We start from the raw sequence: 16,130 nt of genomic DNA, 5'->3' as shown, positions 1-16,130 counted from the left end.
AATAAAACTAAACTCTCCAAATACCATTGGATTTGCCTTAAAACCTTTATTTTTAATGAAAAAGAGACTTTTTGCATGGTCTCCCGTTGGAAGCAATGTTTCGAACGGAGAATTCGGGATAATCACCGGGATTGAATAACAATTTGATCTGATCTTTGGAGCCTACATCAAATTGTTCTGCTACAGCATTGTTTTCGGAGGTTTGCCATTGAATAAAACGGATATAGTTGCCCATGCCTTTACTTTGTAAAGGTCGGGGCCAATTGTACTCCGGCCAACCGCGGTCGATCAACTTACCGAAGGGAATTTTGTCAGCCACTTCAGTAATTCCACTCAACAAATAATTTCCCTTTTCTGATGGTTTCAAGTCCTGAGAAAAAGTTCCCATATGGTCATCATGAAAGTGGCTAATTAATATGTAATCCAATCTTTTTTCAGGGGTTTCATCAAGAAAATGTAGTATGTACCGGGCAATCCAATCACCCGGCGTTTTGTCATCGTTGGGTTTGGCATCCGTTACTCTCGGTTTTGCGCGTCCGGTGGCTCCCGCATCCGCCAACATAGTAGTTCCATCCGGGAAAATAAAAAATGCAGACTCACCTTTACCTGTATTAATATGATGAATATCGAGAAAACCTTTTTCCCAACCGCGAAATACGGAACCAACCTGGGCATAAATTGCATTTTGTGATAGGCAAAACGCCGTCATCATATAAATGAGCCGGGAGATAATTTTTATCAGAATTTTGTTATTTCTATTCATATCTTATCGTATAATAATCTTAATGATTCTGGTAAAGGATTTCTAATAAATCCCCCATTTTATTTCGATAATTCATTAGAATTTCCGGATTTTTGACGTATTGCGTATCATCGGCAAAAAGATCCTTGCCAAAGTTCAATACATCTATACATTCATTTTTCAATTCCTTCGAATGGGAACTCATATCCTCCATAGCCTTTTCGAGCATAATCATATAGTCATAATCATCTAAGCCTTCTCTTAGAATTTCAAGCCGGAGGGAAGGAACCGGACCAGTAATGTACATGGAATCGTCTTCATTCGGATGACGGTTGGGAGGGTAAAAAAGCATTCCGTCCCCATTCCCGAATTCCGGAGCGGATCCGTAAGGTGTACCGTATCCCGATTTATACGTCATAGGATCCTCCCAGATGTTCTGTAAAATATGATCGGGCGCAGCCCCGCTGGTACGATTCCACTGATTGGATTGCCAAATAATAATCCCTTCTAGATTATATACGTAAGAAATCCAAATCCACATTCTCATATTAATGGCATCCGAATCTATAAATAAGTTCACATGCGGTTCTTTGGGCCAGCACATTAAATATGACCAGAATTGACGTCCGTTTTTCGACCAGTCCCGGACCCTTTGGGGATCCACTTTATATAGGACCGGACATCCGATTTCAGTAACGTCCATGATTCCCGGGCCCGGATTATTTTCACTGATGAAACGAACAAGCTTCGGAGCCGCTTCATGGATCATATCCATACCGCGTCGAACATCTTCATAATGTTCCTGATCCGGTTCGTCAATCCAATATATGTATTCTTTACCCAACCAACCGTTCGCTTCAAGATGATCCTGTAATCCTCCAAGATATAACGTGATAAGTTTTTTGTATTCCGGAGTACCGCTAATAAAGCCGTTAAACCATCCTTTATCCCTTAAATCCGAGAAAGGTTTTCGCCCCAATTCCGATATTTGAAGACGGAACCCCGTAAATCCCAATTCATCCAGGTATTTACGGGCGGCTTTATCAAATTCCGAGAAATCCAGTTCGAGATCCAACGCATTTAAGTCCTGTTCAAAATCTCCCTTAGGCAAGAGATTTTCATTTGTCTCCAAATCTGTAAATCGAAAATCATCAAACCATACCGTACCGGTCTCCGATCCGGAACGATCGGGAAGGACAGCATAAAGATGAACACTTGCATAACGGGCATTTTCGGGAAAAGGACGATAATCGGGAAGGTCTTCGTAGGTGAAAAATCCGGTCGTATCGATAAACAGGCTATCCGCCTTCCAATTCTTACCGCCTTCGCAAACGTTCCATTTTAGCGACCAGTAAATCGGCTTTTTATTTTCATCATAGCACTTAACCGTAACGGTATATTTTTGGTTTTCCTCGGGAGTTTTTGCCTGCCAGGTCAGTAAGTAAGGGTGCTCGGGATCGATCTCAATCAATTCGGTATATGTACCCGACTCATTAGACCTTGTATTATCATCATTTACCTGGTAAGAATAGCGACCGCTGAACCTGGTGTCGGGATCAAAAGTACCGCCTCTCCAATATACCCCTTTCACGTGCCTTCTAATGGGGTATAAATCGTAAAAATAATACGGAGATATCTTGTAATCTTTAAAGCTCTTGAAATACAGATCCGTTACATGTTTCAATTCTTCTTCCGTATTTAAGTTGTGATATTGCCTTATCAATTTTGATTTCAGGTTCAATCCGGAACGCATATAAGGACTATTGGGCAGGGTAAAATCCCAAACTTTTATCTGTACGGGAATTTTGACCTCCCAGGTTCCTGATCTGATAGTTATATCACCTGTATACGTACCGGGCAGGGCAGAAGCAGGCACTTCGACTGTAAACCAAAGCGGCGTATTGACACCGGCATACGCTTCAAAAGACGCCTCGCACATGGGAAGCGGATCCGGATACCACCCCGCTTTATGTAATTTACCCGAAGGTTTGGTGACCCTAACGTATTCGACTTTCCTGATTTTTACATTTTCCGAAGAAATAAGACTTCCATTCTCTTCCCGAAAACCGGATATGGTAATGGAAACACTGCTTAGATCCTTCGACGGAGACAAAATCAATTGAAAACTCTCCGTCTCATTTTTTGCGGCTTTAAGACCAATTTCTCCTTTCTTTTCCGGCACCGGATCCTTTTTCATAATCTTATAAGTACTCCCCGTCCACCAGATCTTACATGACGGATCCGAGTGAACTATATGCCCGTTGTTGGATGCATTTGAAATAATTATATAAAAGAAAGAAAAGACGGTTAGCAAAACCAATCTGAACATACCCACCCTATTCATAAAAAAAAGCATAATTACAGTTTATTATTAAAAAATCTAATGATTGAATTCCTTGTTTTTAAAGGTTTTATATTACTCATGTTCTTTTCGACAGCTTGAGAAAAGATCGAACATTAAGAAACCACCAACGTGGCTTTTTTAATTTCACGCTTACGATATATCCTCAGAATATGCAATTGGCCGTATCCCGATGTTTTTACCCTTTCTGATTCAACATCTACCGTATCCGAGGTGAATTTTAAATTTTCTTTCCCTTTGATCTTTAGCACAAAGAAATTTTTCACTTTGTTGCCGGGAAGAAGATCCAACTCAGTAAAGTCAAATACGATACGGTCTCCATTTATCGACATTTTCAGGCATTCATAATGCATAAGTTGATTTTGGAAAAAAATCGAATCCGGGGCCAACATGGTATCTTCTCTCCGGTCATACGGTTTCAGGAGTTCTACCCATTTGTTGACTATTTCACTGTTCCGGGACGGATCGGGATGAATCAGATTGGCCCAGTGCATTCCGCAAGTCGGCCCATTCAAATTCCCGGCAGGTATCTTACCCGTATCATCCCATTCCAGCAAATCTTTCCCCCTATTGATGGTAATGACATCTGCATCAAAACCAAAATATTGATATTGAACGGCTTCGGCATTATACATCTGGTGAAAGGGAGTATTAATATATTTCACCCCCCTTTGACTCAGAATTTTCGCCATACTTATTTTCCGACCCGGAGTGCGTCCAAAACCGTGATTGAAAGCAGTAGGTACAAATGATGCCGGGAACGGCCCCAGTTGGTGTTGTTCCAGAATCTCTTCAAAAGCATCGAGGTGCTTTTCAACCTGATCCCGGGGGCGCATGCGTCCGTTAACCTCCGCCCACTCCGCCCGCGAAGGCTTTCCGCCAACCCAGTATTCGTGACCGACTCCGTGAATAGTCAATTCGATATGCGCTTTATTCCTTTTGATAATATCGGCCGCTTGTTCCATCCAGGGGCCTACTCGGCGGCTATTATCCCAGTTTCTCCCCATCCATGTCGACGTGGGAATTTTTCTCAGAATATTATTTTTATCCCATTCGCACAATACCATAGCTGCCTGCGGTCTTATATTTAGTGTTTTCCCCAATTCCGCAATGGCGTTATAGTCTTCCGGAGTATGGTTTCTTTTGATCCCGGATCGATACGGCTCGCCCTGCCGGCTTCCGTCCTTTCCGGACCACCAACCTACATCGTCAATGACAACCTGGATAGGTAAAGGAAGTACCGCATTGAATTTACCGGATAACGGAACGATGCCCTTCTGTGACTTCGCGGAAGGCAAATTATTGATCCCCATTGCCATTCCCACTGAAATTCTGATTCCATTGCGTAGTAGATCTCTTCGTCTCATATTCCGCTTTTTTTAATGGTTATTATTCATTCACACTCAACTGGAATGGGAGATTTTCCAGGTATTTTCCCCATTCCGTTTTGGGTTCGGAACCCATTTCAAATTCCAGGATTCTCCCTTCCGTGAATACTTTATATTCAATCCAGGGAAGGTCATATACTTCACCGTTCAATTTTGCCGACCGGATATTGAAATTATCCTCACTTACATTTTTTACAATAATTTTGAAATCACTGCCATTGTCCAGGGGTAGAATTACTTCGGGAAATATAGGAGAACCCATCAGGTAATAAGGCTCTATCGGGTCAAAAGGAAATATGTACCTGCCTGTATAATTTTTATAAACGAATCGCAATGTCATCAGAGATCTATTTTAAATTCAACATTTTATCGTTTCAGCTGCATAAAGTATAATTGACGGGGTCAAAATATCACGCCTTAATCGGGAAACCAGGCTTTGAGAAATTGCGCCTGTGTTCCCTCGTAGATCGCCTCCGCCAGAAATTCTGTTCCCTGCTGGTTACCCCATGAATAGTTAATGATCAATTGTCCGTTGTATTCGCAAAAGTCAATATCAGAATTGTTTAAATTCTGAGCTTCTACGATTTTATCGCGTAATTCATCCGGAAGGTTTGTATTGAAAATCCGTTTATCTTCATCGGAAGCTTGAAGTACGGGATTCAACGGGCTGGATTCCCAATGAATCAAATCACTGGAACGGACTAATCGTTGTTCATACCCGTCGTGGGCTTCCAGATAAAAATTATAATAGTATCCATCCAGATAACGCAGACAATGCGGAGCAGTATAGCGATCTTTTGCATAGTTGCGATCGGATGGCAGCACCTTCCAGTTCAACAGGTCCGGGGAAGTAGCAAAACGGGCCGTAAAGCGCACACCTGCTTCAGCTTCCGGTTTGCCAATCTCAAACATCAGGATGTACTCATCCTTTGGGGAATGGGTAAGTGACGTATTAAAAATACCGTAACCGGGAAGTTCAAACGCCAACCGGGAATCCCAGTTTTTCAAATCCCCCGATCTGAAGATGTGAATTTGTTCTCCATCCCAGGAATTAGCAGCTGTCACATATACCGAGTCATTGTCAACGAAAGCACTGCCCAGGTGGAAACCTTTTCCAAAAGGAGGAGTCGTTTGCCCCGTTTCCCGGTCAATAAAACGGAAATACGAATCACCACTATCATTATTCCAATACTTCGGTCTTATATATTCAAAGCGATAAACCTTGTTTTTAAATACCACAGGACTGGTCTCAACAATATCACAATCGATCGTTCCGGTCTTTACTATGACAGGGCCATCTTCCACATGACCGGATGTATCGTCAGCACAGGAATAAAAAAGAATGACCGCAGTCAGAAAGATCATATACCGAACCCTTTTTGTCTTCATCACTTATTTAGTTTTATTACCAAAATCCTGTGTAACCGGTAAAATATTCAACTCTTCAGCCACTTTAATAGAATGAACAATGTCATTGACCAGTGGAAAATCGATTCCGTAATCAAACAGTTCTTTAATTTGTTCCGGGGAATCCGTACCGTAATAATTGACATATACCCCTCTATCTTTCAATGCTTTTGCATACTGGGCAAATTCCGGGGTAATTTCCCTTCGAAGTTGAATGAAATCGGCTTTCATCGAGATGGTTTCATTAACATAGTCCCAGTTCGATTCCTTCCGATCCATATTGCAAACCATTATTTCCGGAGTAACTTCCTTTGCCCCGGCTGCCGCCCGGGCACCGCATGCTATAAAAGCCTGATGGAGTCTGTTTTCTTTTACCAGTAATTGGGTCACCATAACCGCTAGTTCTTCTGTTCCTTTGAGATGTACATTGAGCCAAATATTCCGAGGTAGTATTTGCAAAACTTCTTCAAGAGTGGGAATTTGTTCTCCGGCAAAAGGAAGGGACTTCCATGCCCCGGCATCCAGCTTTTTTATTTCCGAAAGGGTCAGGTCCGACACCTTGCCCGAACCATTGGTGGTCCGATCTACAGTTCCGTCATGGATAACCACCATTCTTTTATCCCTGGTCAACCGGACATCAAATTCTATCATATGTGCACCCGCTTCAATCGCCGCTTCGAAGGCGACAAGGGTATTCTCGGGATGCGTACCCATAGCTCCTCTGTGAGCACACAAACCTCTCTCCGGAAGTTTAATGTCCGGAATTTTCGATTGAAAATCGACCTGGAGGATTCCGGTTACCGAAAAGCAAAAGACAATGATAATGATCGGTAATATCTTCATACAATAAGGTTTTTATTTATTCTTTTCAGCATTTATGTTTTTCTCTAATGCTCTTATAATATCCGGACTTCCTTCTACCTTCCCTCTTTCATTGATACGGGTAAAATTGGCTGTCTCGTATAATACATACCCGTCCAACGCCGGATGCTTATTCACCAAATCCCATTCGGATTTGGTACTGCTATAATGTCGTTCAAAGCTTCTTCCGTGAAAATCTCCCTGAAGGTACAAGGGTTTATCAGCTGACCGGACAACGCGACCAAAGGTTTCAAGTACTTTGGTAAGATTCCAGGGACGTAGTTTAAAAACACCCCGGAATTCCAGTTCATCCGCTATTTCATTCACCCACGTTTCCCATTGCCATTCGAAATTAGGAGGGAGCGCATTTAATTTTCCGGGTCGGTTATCCTGAATTAACATATCGGACAGTAAATGAATAGTGATTTTCTTTCCCCGGGATTTAATAAGTTTCCGGGCTTCTCTCAAAAAAAGAGTGTACGCATCCCCATTAACCTTACTAACCGACATGGAGTCGGTTTTCCCTTTTGCCTTGTCCACCACAACCTCATTAAAGCCATAATCCCAATATTCCGGTGACCTCGTATGATTGGATACTCTAAAATTGATTCCGTCGACATTTCTATCGAGACAAAATTGTACAATTTGAAGCCAATGACTACGTACTTCGGGATAAATGGGGTGTAAACTTCCCAGCATGTATTCGGGTTTCCCGATTGCCGCCGCTACATATCCTTCTTTGTCAAATGTACTCCAGTCGGAAAGATTATATTCGTCAAAACTGTAAAAATTATGGTAATGCTCCTGCATTCTTTTCAGATCATCGATCTCTGCCCGTACTTCGGGTAATTTCAGATAGCGGACTAATTGTCCCATGACCTTTGACCGGTAAAAACTTTCATAGTGATCATCTAAATCAATCGGCCCGGTACTTAGCGTATGTGGCAAAATATTACCATCTCCATCAACGAACTCAATAATGCTTCCTTTTTCATTGCTGAAATCCCCCTGATCGTCCGCTAATGAACAGCGCAAAAGAAAATAGGTATGCCCCGGGGGAATTTTCAGGTGTTCCATGTGAAAGACACGGCACTTCCTCCAATACGGGAATCGATAACGATCTTCGATACTTTCACGGACGGACAAAGGCCCTTTATAAGGTGCAAAGCCATTATTCGAGGAACTGGTCCACAAAGAAATATTTTCAGGTTTGACCCGGGTAATATTCTCATCGCTTTTGATCAAACGAATATCTGAAACAGCAGTGTAGTTTTTCCCGGAAGCAACACGTCGTTTTAGGTTCATAGATGTATTTCGTGCGGCAAAAGGACGAGATAGTGGGAAAATTCCGCGCATATCCCTTAAAGCAACCGCTCCATCCGGAAACGGCATGGAGTGCGGTAAAACAGGGCCGAATCCACCTGCTTCGAAAGGCTTGATTTCTGCATAAAATTCAATACCGTATTTATGTGCCGACCCGGCGGCTTCTTTCAATAAATCAAAGCCCCTCGGATACGTTTCATACAAAGTCCAAATAGTATCTACAATCCATTGATGACGGGTAACGCCAATGGAAGAAAGATATTCATGTAAACCGTCCAATTGGGCACGGTCCATAAAACAAAGGTGATTTTCGTAGTAATCCCCGGAACGCACTACCGGTTTTCCGTAACGACTTCCCCGCTCAGTAATTCTGATATTATCAATAAAATCCGTTGTGGCTATAAGCTTGATCCCCTTTGATCTGTTTGTACCCTCCTTGATTTTATTATCGAGGGGAATAACACGGGTACCCAACGTCATTCCTCCAAGGCCCAGGAGAGAAGTTGATATAAATGCCCTTCGCGAAGTATCCTTATTCATAGAACGTTTGATATTTTTCGGCTTTCATTGTTTGCCATTATCCTGATTAAATATTTTTTACTTTTAATTTCCCCCTATTTTCAGGCAATTTTATAGCTATACAAATCACCTTGCATTATGTAAAAACGCAATCGTATACTCTTATTAGAGGGCAGCATATCCATTCTTTCCCATTTTATCAGCCGATCTGTAGATGAACCCGTGAAAGAAATGCAATTTTCTCTTTCATAACCCCGGATGACCTTTCCTTTGGAATCAAGCACTTCAGCAAGAAGATGCCCTCCTCTCACATCCGCATTCACGAACAGTTGTTTGCCTTCCGGCCTCCATGATGTGGTCTCTACCATGCCTTCCTTAGTTCCGGCTTGCATCGAAACCATTCCGTCCAGGCGCCAGACCGCCCGGGCTATCGACATTTGTTTATCCGGTAAATAACCACCATGGGTAGTGGTCATAGCTGTATAATACACCCACATTTCGTCTCCCACGATTACAGGGGAATTGCATACTCCTAAAATACTACCCGAATCGTAATCAAAGGGCCCCAAACCGATAGCCGGAAAACGATCGGAGCATCGCTTCCAGTTTCTGCCGTCACGGCTATGTACAAGCTGGACATGTATAGGGCCATCGTGACCGCTTTGCCCCGGCCCCTTCACCTTCGGTGCTCCGGTTCGATGAAAAACGGTTATCAACCCCAACCACTGTCCTGCGTAGGGAAATGCCGACATATTATAAATTTCAGCGTGGGTCCCGCCATCCAATAGTTGTGCCCGGAGATGGTCCGTTTTATCCGCTTCCATTACGAGTACCGGCTTTGTCCAATCCTGCATATTTTTACTTACGGAAAGAAAAACCTTTCTTCCTTTTTCATCCGGCCTGTTCTTATTTTTATGAAAAGCCAGGTATTCTCCGGTTTCCGGATCCTGTGCCAATGTTATCGTGTCACCTCCTATAATAATCGGAAGAGGATATAATTTCCAGTTGATTCCGTCGGGAGAATATGCCGCCGAATATGCACTTGATCCCTTATACCAATCGTATCCCCCAAACCGGGTTTTTAAATATTGAATATCTTCGTCAGAAATGGTGCTCTTTACCGAACCAATAGCTTTGAAACGTTTTTCGGGGTCTGTTTCAAACGAGTCTTCTATAATGCTGGGACTATGGAAATTAAATAATTCGATCTTATTGTTTTTCCCCGGTTGCTTGAGACCGGGCCTATGCCAGTTGATTCCGTCGGTCGAGAGCGCATAGTAATTTGTCTTCAACCTGTTATACCACATTTGAAATTGTCCGGTTTGGGGATTGCGCAGTACGGTACCGTATATATAGATTCTGCGATCTTTTTTCCCGTTGTATTCAGCTCCCTGCTCCCAGGGTATATCCGCCATGAGTACCGGCTCTTTAAATTTTTGTGCCGGATGAACCATTCGGATGATTTTTTGTGTTTTTGCTACCCTCTCCGAGTCTACGAATATTTGCTTTTTACCTTTCTTCAAAAACGGATGAGACGACAGTACATCCCTATCGAAATAGAGAGTAGGGATTGAAGAAAAAGAAACCGAAGGCATTAGCCCCACACCAATACTTAGTGAGGTAGCCTGGATTAAAAACGATCTTCTGGTTTTTGTACATTTCATTTTATTCCGTTATTTCCGATGTACCCATATAGGTTAATAACCATCTTTTCATTAGTGAAAAAACTATGGTGATATGTGCGATATAATATGTTGGCAAAATGAGAAAGTTCAGCTCTTCAAAACCCACAAATTCTTTATACGCTATGATAGTATCGGAGAACAGTATCAGAAAGATACCGAAGATATAAGCCCATTTTGTCAGTGGATTGGCACGGATGCCTGCCGCAGCTGCCAATGAAAAACAGGAAATAACCAGATAGCCTAATGCTGCCCATATCAGTATAGGGTGGTCTATAGAAGGATATAACTTTACAAAGAAAAACAGCAAATACCCTGCAAAAAGAATAAAAAAGAACCTCCATTGTACTTTTCCGTTTAGCAAAGCAAACCATAAGTATCCGACATGAGCGAAAAAAAAGAAAACAATCCCGGAGACAAACCTTCCGGTATCCCCCTGCTTATTCGACAAAAACCAGTCTCCTACAATGGAAAATACGAACGCAGCTATGATCATCAAAATATCCTTATTTTGCCTGAGTTCTTTGTAATATAGGATCAACAAAAGTATTATTCCGAAAGCGGCCGTACCAGAATTAAATACAAAACCAAAATGCATCAAAGCAAGAATAGCCAGGATAAATGGAATTATTAACCATAAGTAAAAAAAATCAAGGTGTGGAAATGGGTTGATTCGAAATCTTCCTTGCATCATCATTTTTTTATTTAATGGGTGTATTTTGGGTTATAATCCGGTGAGTTCCCATTATTTGGTCGGACACTGAAGTCATATTACCGGAAATGATATAATCTTTCAGCATCGAATTTTCAGATTCTTTTTCGAGAATGATACCGGCATCAACCACCTTTACCGCATTTACATTCCGTATGGATAAATTTTCGAATTTCTTATCTTCGGAAATTCGATAGGTCACGGCGCTTGCCAAACTTCCCGAATGTCTCAATCGGAGGCCGTCTACTATAACATTTTCGCAATTTTCGATCAGGAGCCCCTGAGCTCCGGAGGTACAATCTATCAAGTCAACATCTCTTACGGTAAGCCCGTCGCAATTTGTAATTACTATTGCAGGTTCTTCTCCGTCGTACCCCTCTATAAAAAGGTTTTGAATTTGCACGTGATTGGTATTTTTGATATAAAGCGACTTTTTACAATCCTTAGCCGTGAGGTTTGAAATAGTCAGACCCAAATGGCCATTGAGGTGATTAAACGTACGGATGGCGTGGTCACAGCGCAATGCATGTACATCACTAATAAATATGTGACGATTGATTTCGTGTTTATTGTGGTCCTGCACGTCAATCGCATAGATACAATTTTCTGCGTATATTTTTCGCACCGTAATATATTCACAGCCGTCACTGACCTCAACCACTCCTCTCATGGAACTGTTGTACCCCCGGATATTCTCCACGAGTACATTGCGTACATGGGGTTCGGGTCCCGCCGGTCCGCCCAATGATACCACGTCCCTTACACATCCTTTCCCCACGATGTCCCGGATTACCCCTCCGTCGATAGGCGTGGGATTTTCCCGTTGATCCACCTCAATACCTTCTTTCGAACTGTTTTCGACGGTACCTCTTTCAATTCTGAAATCGCCGGCATATATCGTGATCAAAGCCGCACGTTCCTTTTGTGAAACCGTTGAGGCATTGCCATATAGTTCAAAATCCGTAATAGTGACTCCTTCCGACCTCACTTCGACAATGGATGTTTTACCCAGATTATCAGTCAATCGGGCATTGAGTCCCACTAGCTTAATCGGTTTGCGGATTACGATCGGGGTAGTAATGACACGTTGCTTATTACGATCACAAATCACAGTAGAATGAGGAGAAATGGTATCAATCATATGTTGAAGATTACCGCCATTCAAATAGACAAAACCCGGAAAATGACCTCCTTTATTAATGTCCGTGTAAATTGGCCGATCATCAAAATTCCGATTACAGTACACCTGATGGATCAAAGTACCAATCAACGGGATTAAAAACATGTATTTCTTCAAATTCTTTCTACTCATACTTCTGTTTTATACTTATTACACAGCTTAAATATCTTTGGCAAGAGAAAAAGTAAAATAATAAGATAACATACAGACTGAAATACAGGGAATTTTCTACGCTAATGACCGAACTTATTTTGCTTCTCATTATATATTGGCTCTTTTAACCATTCCCGCAAACTTCGTGCTGTAATCGATTTAGTTGCCATCACAACTCGGAGCTCCTCCCACGATATAGTAACTATTATGGGAGAATGAGTTATCCGATTTTTAAATACCCTTAATTCAATTCTCCTGTGTCTCTGCTTCTAAATTGATATATTCGTTTATATCCACCATCTTCCCGCCTTGCTTCCCGATAGTAAGGTTGAGTGTTTCCCGGCGCTCAAAATCAAAATACCGGACTTCTATATTATGATACCCCTTTTCTAAGGCTGCATACCCTTCTTTGAATATTTCGTAGTGCACTCCGTCGTTTTCGATTATTTCCCTGCCGTCAATTAACAGGCTGCTTCCGTCAAATGACTCAAGGAAAAATCGATAGGCCGCTGTTTCGGGAATCAAAATACTCGCTTTGAAACGGACAGCAAAGTGATCCTTTGCCCGGGGTTGAATTTCGGACAAAGACAAGGTCCGGACCTCGTAGGTTTGATCGGGATTCAACTGCTCAAAATCGGAGAGTACCGTAAAATTCCCCTCAAAATAGTCGGCGGTAACCATTTTCCCAAATGCTTCTTTTTTTTCCATTAAAGGAAGTTTCACTGCCGTTTTGGTCACTTCCCGACTGCTATTATCCGGTTCGCTAATCAAAGCCGAAACCGTAGCTGAATGTTTTTGGGTGATGAAGACCAACGAATCAAATGAAGTCAGGTAATTTTCATCGTTTATGCGATAATTAATAGCGCCCGAACGATTGGGGTTCTCTATCGCAATGATGGTACTATCTATAAAATATTTGGGTGTAGCCTGGATCAAAGGACTGTTCAATTCTTTAGAATTGTTACGTTTCACGAATTCCCAACCATCAAATATGCTTTCCGAGGTATCGATGGCTTCTACTTTCATGATATTGTTTTCAATCCGAACATTTAAAAAATGAAAGCATTTATTCGATTTTTTTGAGAACCATTCTCTGTATGACGATTCCTGGTTATAGCCGGCTCCACCTCCACCGGTAATCACGTATGTCACACCGTTTTCTTTATTTATGTGATTTTTATAGATCGGATGGGTTCTCTCATAGCCGTGCACGTGGCCGGATAATACCATATCGACCTCATATCCCTCATAGAGTGTTTTGAGGTGAAAAATATTGGGATCTCCCTGGTCGGCCGTCGCCATTAATGAACTTCTATAGGAAGCGATATCAGAAGTAAAAACGGGGTGGTGATGAACCACGATTTTCCATTTTTCTTTGGTATGGGCCAATGTATTTTCCAACCTTTTATACTGAGCGGATCCCGGTAAAATATCTTTATTGGTGTCAATGAAAATGATCCTCAGATCTCCTTTTTTCACCGTATAGAAAGCATCATCATAAGGTAAATTAAAATATTGGTAAAACTTCTCATCGTTCATCTCATGATTACCGATAGTCGCATACATCGGTATGTGTCTAATCAATGTATCTGCCTGTTTAAAAAATTCATCGGTCCAGTCGTCTTTGTGATGGCCGTATGCTACCAAATCGCCGACGTGAACTACAAATTGGGGAGTTTCCTTGAACATAAGTTCAATAATTCGCTCCCAAGGACGAATATTTCCTTGATTGTCACCCACCACAGTAAATGAGATCCCGGATTGGCTATAATCCGGCAGGATCATTTGGGTCACCGCTCCTTTTAGGGTATCTCCGTGGGGCCCCGGATTAACGACCTGGTAAAAATACAATTGATCCGGTTCCAGTCCGTCAATAGTTAATTTGTGAAGCGTAACTTCAGATTCTTCCATTACTTTGGGCCTCAATACCGGTTTGAGAATGTGACGATCCGTTTCAGCAAAATGCAATTGGCTTCTTACGGGAACGGAAGTTTCCCACATAACCGTAAATGAACTATCAGTCATTGTCTGGATATAGGGTTTGACTACAAAATCGAGTTTGCCATCAGGTAAACTTTGGCTAATAGCGCCTTGAAAGACAAGGAATAGAATCGCATTTAGCAAAACAAATTTATTGTAGAAATCTAACTTTACAACTTTTCTTGGGTAATTATGCATTATTTCAATTTTCAAAAAACAGGGTTACCAATTTCCGACACAAACGGAATGCACACTTACACATTTTTTCTAAACCCCGGAACAATGGGACTGCTTAAAAATCTCATGTGTAAGTGTGCTGTTTAAACTAATACTTTACTATTTATGCAGATTAGGATTTTTATTCACATCATTTACCGGATAAGGGGCAAAGTATTCCTCTTTCGTAGGAGTTTTTACCAATTGATTTTCATCGGGATGGCGCTCCCCGACCGATTCTTCCACTCTTTCCAATCTTACAAGATCGTACCATGGATCAGTGCAAAAATACCCACCACAAAATTCCCAGGCCCTTTCCTGAACTACTGAATCTCGAAACGCTTCTTTGGACAGTCCTTCGGGTAAATCCGGAAGGCCCGCCCTGTTTCTCACCCGGTTTATAGCATCGTACGTCGAGGCATCCGGCGAACCAGACATGGCTTGAGCTTCTGCATAAACCAGTAAATTATTAGCGTGGGTTATCGCTACCTGAGGTCGACTATTTTTCCAATTCATTCCATCCCAGGGCCTTTCCCAATCAATTTTCCCATCCCAATACTGTCTATAGAAAGGATGCCCGGCACTTATTTCGGTGTAATGTTTTACCCCGTCCTCAAATGGAAATTCCGAAATAAAGATAGCGTCCTTTCTCGGTCCCTCAGGAAAACTCTCAAAAAAGTTAATGTCTGCCTGGAAGACTTCCCAGCCTCCGTATTCTGCAGGTACTGAACAGAGAACACAACCGTAATTGTTGTCATTGAAAAAAGCTAAAACTACTTCTTCACACGCCTGATTTTGCCAATTGAGTTCGGAAGAATAAAGATCCGCTATATTCTCCATCAGACCGTATCCGTATTTCGCTTCATTGTCAATCACTTCTTTTGCTTTCTCTGCAGCCAAAGTATATTTTGACGCATCATTCAGAGGATATCCCGCCATACACAAGTAAACGTAAGCCAGTAAAGACTTGGCGGCACCACTTGTCCAGGCCACCCCAGCTCTTTTCGGATCACTGTCCCAATTATCCGGGAGAAATTCTTCAGCCGTTTTGAGATCGTCTACTATCAAAGAATAAATGGCTTCCGGGCCTGATAATTCAATGTCTATAGATACTTCGGTACTATTGGTGTACAAAGGAAGTTGATTATACATACGGACCAACATAAAATAATTATAGGCTCTGATAAAGTGGGCCTGTCCGGCTACTTCCCGCTTTTTTTCCTCCGAAGCATTCGCATCCTCATAGCGGTAAATAATCTCATTGGCTGCATTTATGGCCGTCCATGACTGATCCCAGTAGCTGGACATTTCACCATTGTCGCCTTCCGTAGCAAAAACATCTACCTCTTCAAAATTGTCAAAATTAGAAGTTTTATCCCGGCCCCCGGTCGCATAGGACAAAGACCATCCGTAAACATAGGCCCGCTCCATTCTCGCATAAAGCCCGGTGGCAGCTATATCCAATTCTACTTCGTTCGAATAAAATGCCTGGGGAAACAATTCCCCCTTCGGGTTAATATCCAAAAAATTTTCGGAACAAGAAGACAAAACAAAAACCGTTAATAAAGTGCAGAAATATTTCATTTTAAAAATCATTTTATTCAA

Annotated in this window: 12 protein-coding genes; all 12 read right to left on the bottom strand. The window is 42.0% G+C overall.

What is annotated here, in order from left to right; all coding sequences use genetic code 11:
• Positions 1 to 52 precede the first annotated feature (52 nt).
• A complete protein-coding gene (locus tag LVD47_RS00750) occupies positions 53 to 763 on the bottom strand; it encodes a ComEC/Rec2 family competence protein (protein WP_236973599.1) in 711 nt (236 codons plus the stop codon).
• 19 nt (positions 764 to 782) lie between these two features.
• Positions 783 to 3,071, bottom strand: a complete 2,289-nt coding sequence (locus tag LVD47_RS00745; RefSeq protein WP_236973598.1) for a glycoside hydrolase domain-containing protein — start codon at positions 3,069 to 3,071, stop codon at positions 783 to 785.
• Positions 3,072 to 3,199: 128 nt separating this feature from the next.
• Positions 3,200 to 4,471 carry a hypothetical protein gene (locus LVD47_RS00740; protein ID WP_236973597.1) on the bottom strand — a complete coding sequence of 424 codons (1,272 nt, stop codon included), beginning with the start codon at positions 4,469 to 4,471 and terminating at the stop codon, positions 3,200 to 3,202.
• Between the two features lie 22 nt (positions 4,472 to 4,493).
• Positions 4,494 to 4,832, bottom strand: a complete 339-nt coding sequence (locus LVD47_RS00735) for a glycoside hydrolase domain-containing protein (RefSeq protein ID WP_236973596.1) — start codon at positions 4,830 to 4,832, stop codon at positions 4,494 to 4,496.
• Between the two features lie 77 nt (positions 4,833 to 4,909).
• Positions 4,910 to 5,881 (bottom strand): hypothetical protein, encoded by a 972-nt coding sequence (locus tag LVD47_RS00730; RefSeq protein WP_236973595.1) that lies wholly within the window; start codon positions 5,879 to 5,881, stop codon positions 4,910 to 4,912.
• Positions 5,882 to 5,884: 3 nt separating this feature from the next.
• A complete protein-coding gene (locus tag LVD47_RS00725; protein WP_236973594.1) occupies positions 5,885 to 6,742 on the bottom strand; it encodes a glycerophosphodiester phosphodiesterase in 858 nt (285 codons plus the stop codon).
• Positions 6,743 to 6,754: 12 nt separating this feature from the next.
• Positions 6,755 to 8,623, bottom strand: coding sequence for a hypothetical protein (locus LVD47_RS00720; protein ID WP_236973593.1), 1,869 nt, complete (start codon positions 8,621 to 8,623; stop codon positions 6,755 to 6,757).
• Between the two features lie 80 nt (positions 8,624 to 8,703).
• Entirely contained in the window at positions 8,704 to 10,266 is a 1,563-nt protein-coding gene (locus LVD47_RS00715) for a hypothetical protein (RefSeq protein WP_236973592.1), read from the bottom strand.
• Position 10,267: 1 nt separating this feature from the next.
• Positions 10,268 to 10,981 carry a lysoplasmalogenase gene (locus LVD47_RS00710; RefSeq protein ID WP_236973591.1) on the bottom strand — a complete coding sequence of 238 codons (714 nt, stop codon included), beginning with the start codon at positions 10,979 to 10,981 and terminating at the stop codon, positions 10,268 to 10,270.
• 4 nt (positions 10,982 to 10,985) lie between these two features.
• Positions 10,986 to 12,308, bottom strand: coding sequence for a right-handed parallel beta-helix repeat-containing protein (locus LVD47_RS00705; RefSeq protein ID WP_236973590.1), 1,323 nt, complete (start codon positions 12,306 to 12,308; stop codon positions 10,986 to 10,988).
• A 267-nt stretch (positions 12,309 to 12,575) separates the two neighbouring features.
• Positions 12,576 to 14,507, bottom strand: a complete 1,932-nt coding sequence (locus LVD47_RS00700) for a metallophosphoesterase (RefSeq protein ID WP_236973589.1) — start codon at positions 14,505 to 14,507, stop codon at positions 12,576 to 12,578.
• Positions 14,508 to 14,645: 138 nt separating this feature from the next.
• Positions 14,646 to 16,109, bottom strand: coding sequence for a RagB/SusD family nutrient uptake outer membrane protein (locus LVD47_RS00695; RefSeq protein WP_236973588.1), 1,464 nt, complete (start codon positions 16,107 to 16,109; stop codon positions 14,646 to 14,648).
• Positions 16,110 to 16,130: the final 21 nt, after the last annotated feature.

Source organism: Membranihabitans maritimus, from assembly GCF_021729145.1.
GTDB lineage: Bacteria > Bacteroidota > Bacteroidia > Chitinophagales > Saprospiraceae > Membranihabitans > Membranihabitans maritimus.
This window is presented reverse-complemented; position numbering and strand designations above follow the sequence as displayed.

What these genes read in the sequence shown, in the direction of transcription:
- LVD47_RS00750 (WP_236973599.1), bottom strand. Translation starts at nt 763, where the DNA reads ATGAATAGAAATAACAAAATTCTGATAAAAATTATCTCCCGGCTCATT.
- LVD47_RS00740 (WP_236973597.1), bottom strand. Translation starts at nt 4,471, where the DNA reads ATGAGACGAAGAGATCTACTACGCAATGGAATCAGAATTTCAGTGGGA.
- LVD47_RS00725 (WP_236973594.1), bottom strand. Translation starts at nt 6,742, where the DNA reads ATGAAGATATTACCGATCATTATCATTGTCTTTTGCTTTTCGGTAACC.
- LVD47_RS00700 (WP_236973589.1), bottom strand. Translation starts at nt 14,507, where the DNA reads ATGCATAATTACCCAAGAAAAGTTGTAAAGTTAGATTTCTACAATAAA.
- LVD47_RS00695 (WP_236973588.1), bottom strand. Translation starts at nt 16,109, where the DNA reads ATGAAATATTTCTGCACTTTATTAACGGTTTTTGTTTTGTCTTCTTGT.
- LVD47_RS00745 (WP_236973598.1), bottom strand. Translation starts at nt 3,071, where the DNA reads ATGTTCAGATTGGTTTTGCTAACCGTCTTTTCTTTCTTTTATATAATT.
- LVD47_RS00710 (WP_236973591.1), bottom strand. Translation starts at nt 10,981, where the DNA reads ATGATGATGCAAGGAAGATTTCGAATCAACCCATTTCCACACCTTGAT.
- LVD47_RS00730 (WP_236973595.1), bottom strand. Translation starts at nt 5,881, where the DNA reads ATGAAGACAAAAAGGGTTCGGTATATGATCTTTCTGACTGCGGTCATT.
- LVD47_RS00715 (WP_236973592.1), bottom strand. Translation starts at nt 10,266, where the DNA reads ATGAAATGTACAAAAACCAGAAGATCGTTTTTAATCCAGGCTACCTCA.
- LVD47_RS00735 (WP_236973596.1), bottom strand. Translation starts at nt 4,832, where the DNA reads ATGACATTGCGATTCGTTTATAAAAATTATACAGGCAGGTACATATTT.
- LVD47_RS00720 (WP_236973593.1), bottom strand. Translation starts at nt 8,623, where the DNA reads ATGAATAAGGATACTTCGCGAAGGGCATTTATATCAACTTCTCTCCTG.
- LVD47_RS00705 (WP_236973590.1), bottom strand. Translation starts at nt 12,308, where the DNA reads ATGAGTAGAAAGAATTTGAAGAAATACATGTTTTTAATCCCGTTGATT.